14 protein-coding genes are annotated in these 16,926 nt (G+C 33.7%); 1 reads left to right on the forward strand and 13 read right to left on the reverse strand.

From position 1 onward, the window contains the following. Positions 1-5: 5 nt before the first annotated feature. The 10 genes from opp4C to ACYUJ6_RS10995 all read right to left on the reverse strand — a co-directional run bounded on the left by opp4C (position 6) and on the right by ACYUJ6_RS10995 (position 13,921). Complete coding sequence (opp4C, locus tag ACYUJ6_RS10950) at positions 6-920, reverse strand: oligopeptide ABC transporter permease (RefSeq protein ID WP_461842817.1); 915 nt, start codon at positions 918-920, stop codon at positions 6-8. Between the two features lie 12 nt (positions 921-932). Then, a complete protein-coding gene (locus tag ACYUJ6_RS10955) occupies positions 933-1,883 on the reverse strand; it encodes an ABC transporter permease (protein WP_461842818.1) in 951 nt (316 codons plus the stop codon). A 20-nt stretch (positions 1,884-1,903) separates the two neighbouring features. Continuing rightward, a complete protein-coding gene (locus tag ACYUJ6_RS10960; RefSeq protein ID WP_461842819.1) occupies positions 1,904-2,917 on the reverse strand; it encodes an ABC transporter ATP-binding protein in 1,014 nt (337 codons plus the stop codon). A gap of 3 nt (positions 2,918-2,920) precedes the next feature. After that, positions 2,921-3,916, reverse strand: coding sequence for an ABC transporter ATP-binding protein (locus ACYUJ6_RS10965; protein WP_461842820.1), 996 nt, complete (start codon positions 3,914-3,916; stop codon positions 2,921-2,923). Between the two features lie 95 nt (positions 3,917-4,011). Next, on the reverse strand, positions 4,012-5,640 hold the full coding sequence (locus ACYUJ6_RS10970) for an ABC transporter substrate-binding protein (protein WP_461842821.1): 1,629 nt from the start codon (positions 5,638-5,640) through the stop codon (positions 4,012-4,014). A 382-nt stretch (positions 5,641-6,022) separates the two neighbouring features. Beyond that, entirely contained in the window at positions 6,023-7,261 is a 1,239-nt protein-coding gene (hydF, locus tag ACYUJ6_RS10975; protein WP_461842822.1) for a [FeFe] hydrogenase H-cluster maturation GTPase HydF, read from the reverse strand. A 16-nt stretch (positions 7,262-7,277) separates the two neighbouring features. Continuing rightward, the gene (locus ACYUJ6_RS10980; protein ID WP_461842823.1) at positions 7,278-8,675 is read right to left on the reverse strand and encodes an aspartate ammonia-lyase; all 1,398 of its coding nucleotides are present in this window, start codon (positions 8,673-8,675) and stop codon (positions 7,278-7,280) included. A 37-nt stretch (positions 8,676-8,712) separates the two neighbouring features. Next, positions 8,713-12,306: a BREX-1 system adenine-specific DNA-methyltransferase PglX gene (gene pglX / locus ACYUJ6_RS10985; RefSeq protein WP_461842824.1), complete on the reverse strand. Its 3,594-nt coding sequence runs from the start codon at positions 12,304-12,306 to the stop codon at positions 8,713-8,715. Positions 12,307-12,393: 87 nt separating this feature from the next. Next, positions 12,394-12,729, reverse strand: coding sequence for a hypothetical protein (locus ACYUJ6_RS10990; protein ID WP_461842825.1), 336 nt, complete (start codon positions 12,727-12,729; stop codon positions 12,394-12,396). A 76-nt stretch (positions 12,730-12,805) separates the two neighbouring features. Continuing rightward, positions 12,806-13,921 carry a YibE/F family protein gene (locus ACYUJ6_RS10995; RefSeq protein ID WP_461842826.1) on the reverse strand — a complete coding sequence of 372 codons (1,116 nt, stop codon included), beginning with the start codon at positions 13,919-13,921 and terminating at the stop codon, positions 12,806-12,808. 276 nt (positions 13,922-14,197) lie between these two features. On the opposite strand from ACYUJ6_RS10995, the gene ACYUJ6_RS11000 reads away from it, so the two are divergent. Beyond that, positions 14,198-14,914, forward strand: a complete 717-nt coding sequence (locus ACYUJ6_RS11000) for a TerC family protein (RefSeq protein WP_461842827.1) — start codon at positions 14,198-14,200, stop codon at positions 14,912-14,914. A gap of 22 nt (positions 14,915-14,936) precedes the next feature. On the opposite strand, the gene ACYUJ6_RS11005 is transcribed toward ACYUJ6_RS11000, so the two are convergent. The 3 genes from ACYUJ6_RS11005 to ACYUJ6_RS11015 all read right to left on the reverse strand — a co-directional run bounded on the left by ACYUJ6_RS11005 (position 14,937) and on the right by ACYUJ6_RS11015 (position 16,881). Continuing rightward, entirely contained in the window at positions 14,937-15,398 is a 462-nt protein-coding gene (locus ACYUJ6_RS11005; protein WP_461842828.1) for a PadR family transcriptional regulator, read from the reverse strand. A gap of 5 nt (positions 15,399-15,403) precedes the next feature. Next, the gene (locus tag ACYUJ6_RS11010) at positions 15,404-16,255 is read right to left on the reverse strand and encodes a DegV family protein (protein WP_461842829.1); all 852 of its coding nucleotides are present in this window, start codon (positions 16,253-16,255) and stop codon (positions 15,404-15,406) included. Between the two features lie 230 nt (positions 16,256-16,485). Further along, positions 16,486-16,881: a hypothetical protein gene (locus ACYUJ6_RS11015; protein ID WP_461842830.1), complete on the reverse strand. Its 396-nt coding sequence runs from the start codon at positions 16,879-16,881 to the stop codon at positions 16,486-16,488. Positions 16,882-16,926 lie beyond the last annotated feature (45 nt).

The following is a 16,926-nucleotide window of genomic DNA, read 5'->3' on the forward strand; positions in this document are numbered from 1 at the left end:
AATTTTTATTGCCTTGCATTTGTTGGATCAAACGCATCCCTTAAACCATCACCGATAAAATTAAATGCCAATACAGTGAGAACAATCATAATTCCTGGTGGAAACCATAACCATGGTTCACTGGTTAAAACAGTAAGAGCCTGGGCATCCGTAAGCATATTTCCCCAGCTTGCAGTAGGCGGCTGTACCCCCATTCCCAGGAAACTAAGTGAAGCCTCATATATAATAGCTCTGGCAATTCCAAAAGTTGCATTTACCAGAATAGGTGCCATAGTATTTGGAAGTACATGGGAAAACAATAACCTTGGAGTACTAAATCCAAGTGCTACAGCAGATTTTACATAATCCATTTCTTTAATAGAAAGTACATTACCTCTAACCAAACGTGTTACACCCGGCCACCCCAAAAAACCTAGAACCCATATAATATTCCTAAGACCAGGTCCAATAATACTTACCACCACTAATATAAGCATCATCTGAGGAAATGACATAAAAATATCTGTTATACGCATGATAATCATATCAATTTTTCCACCAAAATAGCCCGATATAAGTCCAAGTACCGTACCTATGCTCACACTTAAAATCATAGTTCCAATACCAACAAGCAGAGAAACTCGTGCAGCATATATAAGACGACTTAACACATCCCTGCCAACCTGGTCAGTTCCAAGCAAGTGCCTGGAAGATGGTGCAGCACCAAATAAATTTTCTACGGCATATGGACTTTTAGGAGCTATAAGTGGAGCAAATACTGCGATTACAGCTAGTATAAATATGAATATAACTCCCGTTACAGCCATTTTATGTTTTTTAAATCGCTTCATAATTAAATGTGTATAACTTTCACTAGCTACAGATGTTTCAACAGCTAATTCATCTGAACTATTTTGCAATTCTGCTTCCATTTTGCTCATAATATTAACCTCCTAGTTATACCTAATACGTGGATCCACAATAGAATATATAATATCAATCAACAGGTTGGCCACTATAACAACTAGAGTTCCAAATAAAATAAGACCCATTAAGGTGGTATAATCACGACTCATTACAGAAGATATAGTAAGCTGTCCTATCCCTGGCCACTGAAATACCTGTTCTGTAACTACAGAGCCGCCCAGTAAAGTTACAATCTCCAGACCCGTTACAGTTATAATGGGGAGCATTGCATTTTTAAAGGCATGCCTGTTTATAACTATGGATTCTTTTAGTCCCTTTGATCTTGCCGTACGCAAATAATCCTGATCCAGTACTTCCAGCATACTGGAACGCACATATCTTACAAGTGTTCCTGCTTCATTTACCCCAAGAACAACCGCAGGCAGTATCAAATGTTTAAGTACATCTAAAAATCCATTATTTTGTCCTAAAGTTATCATGCCTCCAGAAGGCAATAATTTTAATTTCAGGGCAAAAATATATATAAATACAAGACTAAGAAAAAAAGTTGGAACTGATATTCCAATAAGTGATCCGGTTGTAGCTATATAATCCAATTTTGAATACTGTCTAGTAGCACTTAAAATTCCCAGTGGAATAGCTATTACAAATCCAATTACAAGAGCAGCAGCCATAAGCAAAAAAGTAGGAAATATCCTCTGCCCTATTATCTGGGATACAGGCTGAAATGAAGTCAATGAATATCCCAGGTTACCGTGAAGTACATTCCCCAGCCAGCTTAAATATCTGACATACAGCGGTCCATTCAGCCCCAGTGCAGCTTTCCTGGCTGCAATATCAGCTGCAGTCAGATGCGGATCAATCATTTTATCCAGCGGGCTGCCTGGTGCCATATTAATGATTACAAAGCTTATTATAGTTACACCAATTAAAACTGGAATACTTATTAATATTCTTCGAACAATATAGTTACCCATTTAAAAGTCCTCCTTATTAATTAAAAACTATCCTGAAAAAAACAAGCCGACAGATGTTCCTCACGCTCCACCCCTTTTACCTGTTTTAATCCAGGAGTTTTTTCACTGCATATATTTTTTTTAGCAAATTTACAACGGGTATGAAATCTACATCCTTTTGGTGGATTTGCAGGGCTTGGCACATCACCCTCCAAAATAACCCTCTCTTTGTTTCTCATATGTGGATTGGGTATTGGATATGCACTCAAAAGAGCTTTAGTATATGGGTGCTTTGGATTTTTAAAAATTTCCTCCGTACTTGCAACCTCCACTATCTTGCCTAAATACATAACTGCAATTCTATCACTTATATACTTTACTGCTCCCAATCCATGAGCTATAAAAAGATAAGTGAGATTGAACTTCTCTTGTAAATCCTTAAGGAGGTTCAGTACCTGTGCCTGAGTAGATACGTCCAGTGCTGACACAGGTTCGTCACAGACAATAAGCTTTGGTTTTAGTGCAAGTGTCCTGGCAATGCCAATACGCTGTCTCTGTCCACCTGAAAATTCATTGGGGTATCTATTTTTAAAACTTTTAGGCAGTTCCACATAATCTATAAGCCTGTCAACTTCTTCAGGTATTTTATCCTCTGGTACAATTTTATGAACTTTAAGAGGTTCTGCCAGTATATCATATACACGTTTCTTAGGATTTAAGGAAGAATAGGGATCTTGGAATATTATCTGCAGCTCAGTACGAATACTAGCCATACGTTTATTTGAGTATGCTGCAATATCTTCATTATTAAAAAATATGCTGCCTTCCGTGGGATCTTCAAGTCTTACAATTGTACGGCCCATTGAAGATTTTCCACACCCTGATTCTCCTACCAGTCCCAATGTCTCTCCTGGATAAATCTTCAAATTCACACCATCCACTGCTTTTATATGTCCCACAGTTTTTGATAAAATACCCCTTTTTATGGGATAATAAGTTTTTAATTTCTCAATGGAAAGTAATGGTTTCATATGTTTCTCTGCTTCTTTAATCATAAGCTATATTGCCTCCTTATCTGCTTCCCCCATAGTTTCATCTAAAAAGCAGCGCACTTTATGACCTTCACCAGTAGAATTCAAACCCGGTGCTTCCATTTTGCATCGTTCAGATGCATAGGGACAGCGATTATGAAAACGGCATCCCACTATACCCTGATACGTGGATGGAACCATTCCCTTTATGGATTCCAAACGTTGGTTTCCATTTGAGTCAATTTGGGGGATTGACTTTATAAGTGCCTGGGTATAAGGATGTTTTGGATTGTCAAATAAGGTAAACACATCCGTCTCCTCAACTACCTGTCCAGCATACATTACAATAACTTTATCCGCCATTTCTGCTACAACACCCAAATCATGAGTAATGAGCATAACTGACATTTTCATATCTTTTCTCAGTTTTTTAATCAAATCCAGAATCTGTGCCTGAATAGTAACGTCCAGTGCAGTAGTAGGTTCGTCTGCAATTAAAAGTTCAGGTTTACAGCAAAGTGCCATGGCAATCATCACTCTTTGTCTCATTCCACCTGAAAGAGTATGAGGATAATCATTAATTATCTTATCAGCTCTGGGTATACCTACTAAATTCAACATATCCACTGCATATTCTTCCGCTTCTTTATGTTCCATATTCTGATGTAATTTTATAGCTTCCGTCATCTGATTTCCTATTGTAAAAATAGGGTTCAGTGAAGTCATTGGTTCCTGAAAAATCATTGATATCTTGTTGCCTCTGATGTTCCTCATCTCTTTATCTCCCAAATTTGCAAGATCCACATTGTCAAATTTTATCTTTCCCTTTTTTATATATCCTTTTTTACCTAAAAGTCTCATTATAGACAGAGAAGTTACACTTTTTCCACAACCGGATTCACCAACTATACCCACTGTTTCTCCACGATTTATATCAAAACTTACATCTTCTACAGATACCACTTCTTTTTTATTTGATTTAAATGCTGTTTGAAGATGTTCTACAGAAAGCAAACAACTCATATTTATCATCCTTTCTATAATATTTCTGGTAAAGCAATCTTTTTATACTGCAAAAGATTATAAGTTTGTAACATATAATCTTTTGCAGACTTCAATTATTTACCTTGTACATCCCATTTATACACATCAATGAACGTACCATAATTCTTAGGTTCTCCATAAGTTACTCTTTTATTTACAGCCCTTAGCTGATTTTGTACATATACTGATGGGCAAGGTAAATCTTGTGCAAATATTTCCTGTACTCTGTCATAATTTGCCTTTACCTGAGCTGGATCCGTAAGATTTAAACCCTTTGAAAGCAAGGTGTCCATTTCTGCATTGCTGTACTGTGACAGATTAAGCCCCTGTCCAGTCTTTAATATAGCTGACAAATCCGGATTCATAGGATAAACAGGTATACCTACCAGATATATATCAAAATTGTGTTTTTTAGCTGTAGCAAGACTTGTAACAAAATCGTATTTCTGAGGGTTTACTTTTATACCCACACTCTGCAAATTCTGAGTTATGATATCTGCAACCTGCTCACGAACTTTATTTCCTGTAGGTATATCAAAATTTATGGCCTTATTGGAATCCCATCCTGCTTCTTTTAAAAGTGCTTTGGCCTTTTCCGGATCATAGGCAGTAGGTTTCAAATTTTTATTTACAAATTTACTTTCTTTTAAATAGGGTAATTCGATTATCTGGCCTTCACCTTTTAACAGACTGCTTATTATCATATTCCTGTTTATAGCATAGGAAATAGCTTTTCTAACCTTTGGATCAGGTACAGTCTGTACATTTATCATCAAAGTCTGGATAGTACTTTGAACACCTGAGGAATCTGTTTTAAGATTGCTCATAGCCTTTACTTTCCCATAATCCTCAAAAGGTATTTGTCCTAAACTTGCATCATTCATATCAATTTCTCCGCTTTGCAATTGAGCAGTTATATTAGCTCCTGGCATAATCTTGAAAATCAATCCGTCTAATTTAGGTGTTCCTTTAAAATAGTCTTTATTTGCAGCAAATTGTACATACTGGTCTTTTACATATTTCTCTAATTTAAAAGGTCCATCACTTACGGTTGGTTTCTGAATAAATGAACTCTGATAAATTTTATCCGGTGCAGTGCTCTGAAGTATATGTTTAGGAAGAGCTTTAAGTTTAGTTCCTATTGTATCTTCAAATAATGTTAATTCCATAGGTGCTTTGGTTGTGATGGTCATGGTATGATCATCAATCTTCTTTACACCGGATATATCAGTACTGCCAGCAGTATTTTTACCTGAATCGTCCAATCCTTCAATAATATTAAAATTTGATGCCACAGTAGATGGCACTTTAGGATTGGATATAAGACCAATGGTATATGTTTCATCATCTACAGTTACAGGTTTCCCATCACTCCATTTGGCTTTTGAATTGAGTTTAATTGTAAATGTCTTATTGTCTTTAGTTGTAATGGAATCAGCCAGCATAGGCTTATAGGTCATATCCTCATCCAATTCCACCAGATCCTGAAACAACAATCCACAACTCACTTCTTGTGCTACGTCTGTCCACTCTAATGGATTAAAGCCGCTTGGAGCATTCATCATGCCTATATTGATAATTTTCTTTTCATTTCCCGAACTGGTGGAACCTCCCCCTGAACTTCCACAGGCAGATAAAACAAGTGCAAATATACATACAAACGAAATTAGTATTTTACTTTTAATTCCCTTATTCATTGTCATCCTAGTCATCCTCCCAAAATTATATTAAATCGCGATTAATATGAATGTTTTTATAATAATACCACCATTTTTTATGCAATTCAATGCCATTTTATTATTTTTTACATTATTATATTACTATTTTATCATTTAAACGTTTAATTATTTATCATTTATCAATACATGTATACGTTTAATGAATTTAAATTACATTATTTATTCAAAATTACAATTACTTTTAACTAACTCATAAATATATTTTAATACCTTACTTATTTTTTATATTAAAAAAAAAGCATAATTAATTCACTTAAATGACATTAATTATGCTTTTTATATTTAATAATATATCCGAATATCTATATAGAATTTTTTAATAATTTTCACAGTTGATTTAAAAAAATCAATTTTCCATGCTGTCCCATATCATTTTGGCTCTTGGGAATGGTTTTAGCGCCCTATCCAATATTCCCTGAACATAGGCAATAACTATACCGTAATTAACTATAGGTACATTAAATTCACTTGCAGTATTGATCCTGTAGAGCATGGCAGATCTATTTAACATACATCCCCCACAGTGAACTATAAGTGCATATCTTTTTATATCATCTGTAAAAGAGACACCAGATGAAAATTGAAAATCTATTTTTTTCCCCGTAATCTGCCTTATCCACCTTGGAATCTTCACCTTTCCTATATCATCAGACTGTCTATGGTGGGTACATCCTTCTGCAATTAACACCTTGTCTCCATCTTTTAACTTTTTTATAGTTTTTACCCCTTTTATAAGCTCCACTAGATCCCCTTTGTATCTGGCAAATAATATGGAAAAGGAAGTCATTAAAATATCTTTAGGTGTATCCGCCGCCACTTTTAAAAATGCCTGGGAATCCGTAATTACTACTTTAGGTTTTTTAGCTAAATTCTCCAGAGTTTCTTTAAGTTCATATTCTTTTGTTACTACTGCCATGGCATCACTTTCTAGAATATCCCTTATTGTCTGCTGCTGTGGGAGTATGAGCCTTCCCTTAGGTGCCGCCTTGTCAATAGGGGTAACAAGCACCACAAAATCTCCTGGATTTATTAAATCCCCAATTATTTTGAATTTATCTTCGTTTTCAGGCAGTACATTTGCTATTTCATTTTTTAATCTTTTAATGCCTTTCCCCGAAGCAGCGGATACTGCTATAATCGGCAAATTCAATTCTGCTTTTATATTTTCAACATAATCATTATCTGCACTCAACAGATCAATTTTATTCAGCACTACTATCAATGGTATTTTTTTTCTTTCAATTTCACCTATCATATACCTGTCATAATCTGTAATGCCAATGGTAAAATCTATTACCACCAATGCTATATCAGTTTTATTTAAAACTTCCATGGTTTTTTTCTTCCTGAGATGTCCTAATTGTCCTTCATCGTCAAGCCCTGCAGTGTCTATTATTACGCAGGGACCTATAGGCAAAATTTCTATGGACTTATACACAGGATCTGTAGTAGTTCCCCTTACATCTGATACTATAGCTGTATTCTGTTCAGTTATAGCATTTATAATACTTGATTTTCCTGCATTTCTTTTTCCGAAAAGAGCTATATGTATTCTTACAGAACGGGGAGATTCATTCAAACCCATAATTGCACCTCCAATATTATTTTCCAGGTATTCCTGGCTTTGTAAGCTGATAGGGATTCATAATTTCATCTATTTTTTCTTTGGATAATACTTTTTCTTCACATAAAACTTTTTTTATGGTTTTATTCTCTTTTAATGCCTTTTCCGCCAATTCACCAGCCCTGTCATATCCTATATAATGCACCAGAGCCGTTACTGCAGCTGTAGATGATTCAAGATTTTTCTTACACCTTTTTTCATTAACCTGAATATCCTCAATACATTTTTCCTTAAATATTATAACTGTCTTTTCCAAAAGTTCCAATGATTCAAGCAGACATTCCGCAATAAGTGGAGTAAAAGCATTCAATTCCAACTGTCCTGAAGCACTGGCCATGGTAATAGCAGTATCATTTGATATTACCCTCATGCTTACCTGGCCCACCATTTCCGCTATAACAGGATTAACTTTCCCCGGCATAATTGTAGAACCTGCTTGAACCTTAGGAAGAATTATCTCCCCAATTCCTCCTCTTGGACCTGAATTCAGGAGTCTTAAGTCATTGGAAATTTTCAAAAGATTAACGGCCAGAGACTTTAAAAGTCCTGAAGCTTCTACAAACACATCACAATTCTGGGTAACATCCATGGGATAATCAGATCTGGCAATACCAAGACCTGTTAAACTTTGAAGTACATCTGTCATTTCATATATGAATTTGTTGGTGGCATTAAGTCCTGTACCTATGGCAGTACCTCCTATATTAATTTCCCTTAACCTTTCTTCTACCTTGTAAATTCTCCACCTGTCCCTTGCTATTGCCTTGGCATAAGCTCCAAATCCCTGACCTGCCATCATGGGAAGTGCATCCATCAATTGAGTTCTTCCAAGTTTTATTATATCTGAAAACTTATTTTCCTTTATCTGCAATTCTTCCTGTAAATCTGCCAGGCAGCTGCTCAGCCTTCTTATCTGTCGTATAGCTGCAATTCTAAGGGCTGTAGGATAAACATCATTGGTAGATTGGAACATATTTACATCATTTAAGGGATGTACCAGCGTATAATCTCCTTTTCTGCCTCCAAGTATTTCTATGGCTCTATTAGCTATGACTTCATTTACATTCATATTGGTAGATGTGCCTGCACCTCCTTGAAATGCACTTAACTCAAATTGATCATCAAATTTACCCTCTATTACCTCTTCACTGGCCTTGATTATAGCACCGGCTTTAACCTCCTCCATTTCTTTCAAATCTGCGTTCACAACTGCAGCCGCTTTTTTTATAAGTGCAACTTCTTTAATTAAATTCAGGTTTACTATCTTACCGCCTAGATTGAAGTTCTCCAGAGCTCTTTTAGTGTTAATTCCAAAATAAGCTGAAGCCTCAATTTTCCTTTCCCCAAGCAAATCCTTTTCCAATCTAAAATTCACATTCTTACCCCCTTGTACCTGTATTATGTACATTATCCTATTTTAAAAGTGCCTTAAGTTTTTCATAGTTGGCTTTAACTCCATCATCCAGATGAATTTTCACCTTCATATCAGCCATATGATGCAGTATTTCATCATATTGTTTCAATTCATCCACTGCTTTGTAAAGGTCCGATAATTTTTTCTTTGCATAGCTCCTTTCATAGGTATCACAACTTTCCCCTATAATATGAACTAAGAATTTTTCTTTTCTGTCCAATTTTTCTTGAAGATCCTGCAAATAATCCATTCTTATTTTGGATAAAATATCTTCATTATACCTATGCATATAAATTAAACAATTAAAAGTTTTTTGCTTTCCCGAAGTAATCAGCCAATATATAGGTCTTTTTTTATACATTTGAACATGATCTTTAAAAAAATCCTTGAGAAAATATCTTTCTATAGTATCCTTATCACTTTCGCCTTTATTTTTTCCAAGAGTTTGTGCTATGAAATTAAGATTTCGAGATAAATTTTTATCTCCAAAAGTTATACCTACAAATTTTATAAATCTGGATACTATATCATTTTGAAAATACCCCTCATCAAATATTGGGATAATATTATCCTGGACAGGGGCAAAAGTAGAATTTACCCAATTATCAGAAATTACATTACCCTTTGCATCCACTTTTGTCTTTCTGACTTTCCAGTTGTCATTTACGATCTGCCACCTGTCACTCCATTTTCCTCCGGCATACACAATTCCCTCTGTATCCAGAGAATACCTTCCAAACATACACCCCACCGCATAAGATATAAAGGATTTAATATCCCTCTGCCTATTGGCCCTGCTTATCGTAATATCCCTTTCTTCAATTTCCGCAGTCATCTCGTTTTGAAATCCATATATCTGTATAAATATTTTATTTAATTCCTCTTCCGCTTCTTTTAATCTGCAAAATTGTTTTTCTGAAAAATCACGCCAATTATCATAAGCCTCCTCTATACTATTTGATCCTTTTTTATGGACCAGCAGAGGATGCCTCTTAAAATCCCATGAAGTTTCAAAAGAATCCCAGTAGTTTTTAGATATACGTATACATTCTTCGCATAAAAAATCGATTTTTTTCCTCAGCAATATATTATGTTCCACATATATGGGAATTTGTTTAACAGTACCTGCAGTAAGATTCAATGTAGGCGAAATAAATTCAAAAATATTCATCATTACCTTAGTGTTGAAAAAGCTCAATATATAATTATAATCAGCTTCATTTTTTACAAATATTGAATCTGCAGATTGATCAAAAATAAAGCCTTCATTTAACACCCTTATAGTATTCCTGCCTGAAGTTATTCTTTTCCAACTTATACCCCTGTGGAAAAAGAATTTTTCATTTCTTATAACAGAACCTTTTTCCCTTTTTACCTTTTGGCCATTATCCTTCCAATAAATTATTTCAGACACATTTCCATACCACTTTCTGGCTTCCCCGCCCATCTGATATGGTATCCAGTACTTCTCCCTGTTATTTTCTCCCGGGAAACTTATAAGATCGTATTCTACTTCAAACCACTGTCTTATATATTCATCATTGTTTCCCGTCTGCATACCCGTACATGGAAATGAAACATCAGCCATGACTTTTGCCCTGTTCAGTATTTCAATTTCCCTGTCAGTAAGCCAATATCCAAATCTTTTTCCTGGAATGTTTTCCATTTTCCTTTGATTTACGGTAAATCTGTAATTTACACAGGGATTAGCTATTGCCTCTATAGTTTTTACCCCTTGATTTCCAGCTCCTTTAAAACTTGACAATTTTATATAATCTCCCCTAATATCCACATTGTAATTTCTCAAGGTAAATGTGCAGATTGGAACTGTAGCTTCTTCAAACCCAGAGTACTGAAGCTGAATTAAACTGCTTATATTCTTATGGTGAATTATAATTTCCCTTAGTTTTTCATAAGATTGTATGAACATCCACACAAAGGGAACCATAAATGCCAAATGTCCATTATACTTAACTTTTGAAAAGCTATATACTATAAAAGCAGAAAATATATCTGCTTTTGCCCTTGAATAATTTTCAGCAATATATTTTCCAAGCAATGGATTAAAATACTTGTTTCCCATATAAGGTGGATTTGTAACTAATATATCGTAGGTTTCTGACATTATCCTAGCCTGTTTTATATATTTAGGCAACAGTCTGATAATCTTTTTTCTGCTTTCATTTTGAGTTAAATTTTCCACCGGACTGCTTATTATGTATTTTAATCTATTTGTAAAAAAGCTTTCATCAAACTCCCCTAACTGTATTAATGAACCATATATTTTAGCATTTCTAAATTTCTCTATAAATGATTTTGTCTTGCTATAATTTTCTCCCAGTCTTTCCCCTGCTATATAAATTATATCATACTCATTAAAACTATTGCTCTCCTGTATGGACACTATATGTAAATCTATGCTTTTTGTCCCGCTGTTCCTGGATTTTCCCTCTGCACTTCTGAGAAGCTTTTTGTTATATTTCATTCCCTGCATGACAACGGCAAAACATGCCAGTTGATATGCCCTGTCATCTATGTCCATTCCATAAAGATTGTTCTTTATAATCAATTCAGGTATTTCCCTCTGCATATAACCACACTTCTCATATATCTGATATAATACATCAAACATATATATAAGTATATGTCCAGAACCACAGGCTGGATCAAAACATTTGATATCTTCAACTCTCAATTTCCTATTCACATAAGGTATCAGTTTTTCTTCAGGCACAGTGTGGGGACTTTCAATATAAAATTTCCAGTTTTTCTTCAGATCACTGTGTTCCGGATGGGATTCCACCCAATATCTTCCCAGTGAATTCTCAACCATATATCTAACTATCCAATCCGGAGTGAAAAGTTGTGTAACGTAGGGTATTTCTTCTTTAGCATATTTCTTCTTTGCTTTCATAACCTTATTTTTTTTTTCAGATATATAATATTCATAAAGCCAGCCTATAATGGTTACATCCTTCCATTGGTTTTCAGATATGAGATTCGTATCTGTCAATCTTCTTATAAAAGCTCCTTCATTTAAAATTCCCCCTGGAAACAGTAATTCAGTACTATTTCCCAGCTTTTCAAACATAAAGGGCAGGGTTTTATTTAGGCTGTTGCACTGGGCTATTATCATATATTTAAATAAACCTTCCATATCATTATTTGATTTCATATGGTATATTTTTTCAGTATCTACCGGGAGCTCCACTTCAAATGCATCTCTTATCAGATCCGGTTCAATATTTCCTGGTAAAGAAGAAGATAGCGCCCTAACCCCTGTGGGCAAATAATCATTTACTTCCATGAACCTCAGTGCCACAAATCTATTAAACCAGATATAGGCAGTTTCCTCAATAACCCTGTCATATCCATTTTCCCCATTATCATTTAAGCTTTTAATTTTCTCAATAAGTTTTTTCCTCTGCAGTTTTTCCTCTTTACCCAAGACAGTTCCATTTACAATTATGCAATCACTTGAATCTTCAATATTATCTTTCTGTATACCATACTGCAGAGCTCTGATCTGTATCCTTTCAATTAGTTCATCTCTGCTTTCACATGCCAAATTTTTTAATATACTCCTGTTCATCTTACATACCTCTAAATTTTAATTTTCCTATTATCAAAAACACTATTGAAATCATAAGGATAAATGAATTCAACAGTGTTTTCAGGTTTAATTTTTACTAAAATCCTTTTTTTCATCAAAATCCAATGTATCTTTAATGGACTCCAATACGGATTTTATAGTCTTATTAGCCAAGTTTTCTATCTCATCCATTATTTCTTCCTTGCTTTTTACACCAGCTATATATATATCCAGCTCTTCTTTATAGAGATTTTTTACCGTTTTAACTATAACATATTCTAAATTATCCTTTTGGGATATTATAATATCTCCTACCTGAAGAGTTAAATATATAGGATCATCGGACTTCACTTGACTATGAAGTTTTTTTAAGTCCTCAGAATTTTCATCTAAAACAGTATAAAAATTTACAGTGACCTCCATTGTATTTCATATCCTCCCATTTCAATTTACTTCACTGTATTATATTTGTTTAGATAAAAAAATGTTACTTTGACTTTTATTCTCCAGATGTTTTTTGTATTTCTTCCCTATGTCTTTTAACAAGTAATGCAGATACAGCTGTTGTAATTGGAATTGCAAAAATCAATCCAATACTGCCGGCCAAAGCCTTTAATATTTCCGAAGCAATAATGTCCTGATCAACAGCTGTGGAAATTGAAGTACCATAAGAATAGGAGGAAATCATGATCATTATATACATAGCCCCTCCTACATAGGCAAGTATTAAAGTATTGGCCATAGTTCCCATAATGTCCTTACCTACATTCATACCTGACTTTATCAATTCCCTCAGGGTTATATCCGGTTTAACTTCCTCAATTTCCTTCACAGAAGAAGCTATGGATATGCTCACATCCATAACTGCACCCAAGGCTCCCATTATTATCCCTGCAAACAAAAGCCCCTGAAAATTAAAATTAGAATTTTGCACAGTATATATAATGGATTGCATTTGATCGTCAGTAAGTCCATTTACTCTTATTATGGAATTTGAAAATATTGCTATGGCTCCTGCAATAAGTACTCCTCCTGAAGTTCCTATAATAGCTGCCAAAGTTTTTTCATTTTTCCCGCCTATTATGATAAGATTCACCACAATCACAAACATGCATATAAGAGAAGAAACAACTATTGGATTAAATCCCTGCATTACAAGAGGTATTAAGACCTTCAGCACCATAAGTCCAGTTATAGCCAAAGTTATAACTGATTTAAATCCTTTTTTTCCTCCTATAATTATTAATAGCAGAATAAAAAATATTCCCAGTTTATAAAGATATTTATATCTCACTATTTCATAGATATATGCCTTTTCAACATTTCCCTTTTTATCATATTTGTCAACATTAATTAATACTTCGTCTCCAACTCTTACAAAACTTTGAGTACTGCTCTCTTCATCTTTTATCTTTCCTCCTACAAAATTCTGTACGGTAATTGTTTTGCCCTTAAGCTTTCCCGAAATAATTTTTACATCCACATTAGAAAACCTTTGAGAATTTTTATCCCCACTGGCTTCTATTTTAATAACCTTGCCATGGATTGATTTATTATCAACCTGAGATGCAGCTTTCACAGAAAATACACTTGAGAGTACTAAAATAAAAATCATTAAAACAACTGAAGCATTTTTACCTGTCCTTATTTTTAATATTTTAATTCACCCTTTCATTGCAAAGCTCCTGCTTATATTGATATATTATAGTTTAAATTATGTAGATATAAAAACCACATTATATAATATACTTTACATTATGTAATGCATATGTTAGAATAAAACCAGTGGACACGTATAAGGTAATATTTGGTATATTTAAAGAATATATTATTTTGTAGAAATAAAATTAGTGTTCACTGCTAAAATCTACCATTAAAAGGAGTATGCAGAATGGATAATTTAGCTACCTTTTTATCAGGAGCCTTGCAGATAACTTTGCTTGACATAGTTTTAAGCGGAGATAATATAGGGGTAATTGCCCTGGCAACCAGAGAACTGCCAAAAAAGCATGCAAAATTGGCATCAATGATTGGAGTATTTACTGCAGTTTTTTTCAGGATACTGTTTGCCTGCCTTATTACTTATATATTGCTGATAGAATGGCTTCCTATAAAATTAGTGGGCGGACTACTGCTCATAAAGATTACCTGGAATTTTATAAAACCCCAGTCAAAAAAAATACAAAAGAAACAAATAAACCCAACTGGCAAATACCTGACGGCAATTTCCAACATAGTTATAGCTGATATAACCATGAGTTTGGACAATGTTCTGGCAATTGCAGGTGCTGCACAGGGACACATATTACTTATAATATTTGGATTATTATTAAATATTCCTATCATATTTTTTGGAAGCCAATATGTAGCAAAACTTATGAACAGGCATCCTATGATAATATATCTGGGAGGTGCTATACTTGCCCACACATCATTTAAAATGCTTTTAGAGGACAAACTTTTACATAACTACACTTCACCTATGATGATAAATATAGTTTCCTTTGGTTTTGCCTTAATTGTATTGCTGTATGGAGTCTACAAAACAAGCAGGCCTGTATCACTGTCTTTTAAAGAATTTAAACAACAGCATTCTAAAACAAATTGAAACAAATAAGTTTCAGAGGATTCTACTCCTCTGAAACACCATACAGATCCTTATAAACTATATTAAACACTTCCAATGACTCTTCTATTTTGCTTTTTAAAAGTCTTTTTCTGCTTTTCAGTTCACCAGCGCCCAAATCAGTTAGAGTATATATTTTTTGCATTTTATTCTTAGAATCAATCCATTTTCCTTCAATTAATTTATCCTTTTCCAGTTTTTTTAGCAGCGGATAAATTCCTCCTGTACTGGGTACCCACCTTCCTCCAGTCCTTTCACCTATTTTGTGGGATATATCATTTCCATTAGTGGCATCTAAACTTAAAATATAAAGAACATATATTGGAAGGAGACCTTTTGTGAATACCTGCCCTACAGCCTCTTTCGCTTTTTTTACCTTTTTAAGTTCAGCAAGCTTTTTCTTATATTCTTTGTATAACCGTTTTTCTTCTTCCTTTGCATCTTTTTCTAAACTAAATTTACTCATAAAATTTATTCTTCCTCAAATAACACTAATCCTACTAGACCCGGTCCACTGTGTAAGCCTGCCACAGGACTTATATCTCCTCCAAAACTTGCAGAAACCACATTTTGATTTTCTTTTATATCATTAAATACCTTTTTAGCATCTTCCAATGCACAGCCATCTAAAATATACAGCCTGCATTTTTTAGTCCTAAGAATATTATTTGCAATTTCAACTATTCTGCTTAAAGACTTTTTTCTTCCCCTTACTTTATCATAAGTAAAATATTTACCATCATTTATATCAATTGCCACAATAGGCTTTATACCTAAAAGTTCTGCAATAGTACCAGCTACCTTGCCTATTCTTCCACCCTTTTTCAAATATTCTAAGGTCCCAACTACAAAATATAAATGTAATCTTTTTCTTAAGGCTGGCAGCTTATTTACTATTTCATTAAAACTGGCTCCCCTTTCTATAAGCTTTCCGCATTCTTCAACCAGTATACCTTCTCCCATAGAAATGGATTTGGAATCATATATATAAGTTTTAATTTCAGGATAATTTTCACTAACTAATTTTACTCCATTCAAAATACCTGTTAATCCTCCAGAAAGAGTTACAACTATGGCATGAGTATATCCTTGCTCCTGAAGACCTTTGAACAATTTTTCCATTTCATCTATAGAAGGCAGTGAAGATGTAGGTATCTCATTATCTAAATTATCATAAACATATTTTGGTGTTATATTTATTCTGTCTATAAATTCTCTATCCTTATATATTATTCTATAATGAAGTATTTTTATATTGTATTTATCCACCATATCTTTAGGCATATCACTGGTGCTGTCTGTTATCAACGCAATCTTCTCCAAAGTTTATTACCTCCGCTTTTATAAAATTCTATTTAAATTTTTACAATATAATAATTATATCACTTTATAATCTATTATCAATAGTGATATATATCAATAGTGATAATAAGTTTTTATTATCATATTTTTAAGGTTCAGGTGAGTTTAATCATAAAAAATAACAGCCCATGAATCATATGACTGTTATTAGTATAACACTATTGAAATGTTAAATTTTATTTGAATAATAATTACTTTGCCTTAAATTTCAAAGAACATTTAGGACATAATATTAAATTATTTTTAACTGAATTTTTTAATAAAACTGGTTTACCGCATCTGGGGCATTTTTTATATTTTTTCTTGTTTTTTAATCCTAAAATTTCTAAAGACATCCTATGATATTTTATATTGTATACAATACAATATATGCCATTTAGAAATTTTAACAAGGCCCTCTCTTCTCTAATTCTTCTCATAATATTTCTGGATCGGCTTCTCCAAAAAGCATATAAAATCATCAGCAGTCCTAAAAAAGCTTCATAAGCAGCAAGTAAACAGAAAATGCATCCAATAAAAACTATAATTTTAGAAAAATTATCCCATCCGTATGTGGTTTCTTTCAGATAATTATTGTTTGTATTCATAACGTTTACATCTCCTTTTTATAAAACTCCTTTCTATTTCTTAAT

The sequence above is a fragment of the Clostridium sp. JNZ X4-2 genome (genome assembly GCF_054889485.1).

Coding starts and splice junctions, on each gene's coding strand:
- ACYUJ6_RS10995 (WP_461842826.1), bottom strand. CDS start 13,921: ATGATTTTTATTTTAGTACTCTCAAGTGTATTTTCTGTGAAAGCTGCA.
- ACYUJ6_RS10970 (WP_461842821.1), bottom strand. CDS start 5,640: ATGACAATGAATAAGGGAATTAAAAGTAAAATACTAATTTCGTTTGTA.
- opp4C (WP_461842817.1), bottom strand. CDS start 920: ATGAGCAAAATGGAAGCAGAATTGCAAAATAGTTCAGATGAATTAGCT.
- ACYUJ6_RS11000 (WP_461842827.1), top strand. CDS start 14,198: ATGGATAATTTAGCTACCTTTTTATCAGGAGCCTTGCAGATAACTTTG.
- ACYUJ6_RS11015 (WP_461842830.1), bottom strand. CDS start 16,881: ATGAATACAAACAATAATTATCTGAAAGAAACCACATACGGATGGGAT.
- pglX (WP_461842824.1), bottom strand. CDS start 12,306: ATGAACAGGAGTATATTAAAAAATTTGGCATGTGAAAGCAGAGATGAA.
- ACYUJ6_RS10955 (WP_461842818.1), bottom strand. CDS start 1,883: ATGGGTAACTATATTGTTCGAAGAATATTAATAAGTATTCCAGTTTTA.
- ACYUJ6_RS11005 (WP_461842828.1), bottom strand. CDS start 15,398: ATGAGTAAATTTAGTTTAGAAAAAGATGCAAAGGAAGAAGAAAAACGG.
- ACYUJ6_RS10965 (WP_461842820.1), bottom strand. CDS start 3,916: ATGAGTTGTTTGCTTTCTGTAGAACATCTTCAAACAGCATTTAAATCA.
- ACYUJ6_RS10960 (WP_461842819.1), bottom strand. CDS start 2,917: ATGATTAAAGAAGCAGAGAAACATATGAAACCATTACTTTCCATTGAG.
- hydF (WP_461842822.1), bottom strand. CDS start 7,261: ATGGGTTTGAATGAATCTCCCCGTTCTGTAAGAATACATATAGCTCTT.
- ACYUJ6_RS10990 (WP_461842825.1), bottom strand. CDS start 12,729: ATGGAGGTCACTGTAAATTTTTATACTGTTTTAGATGAAAATTCTGAG.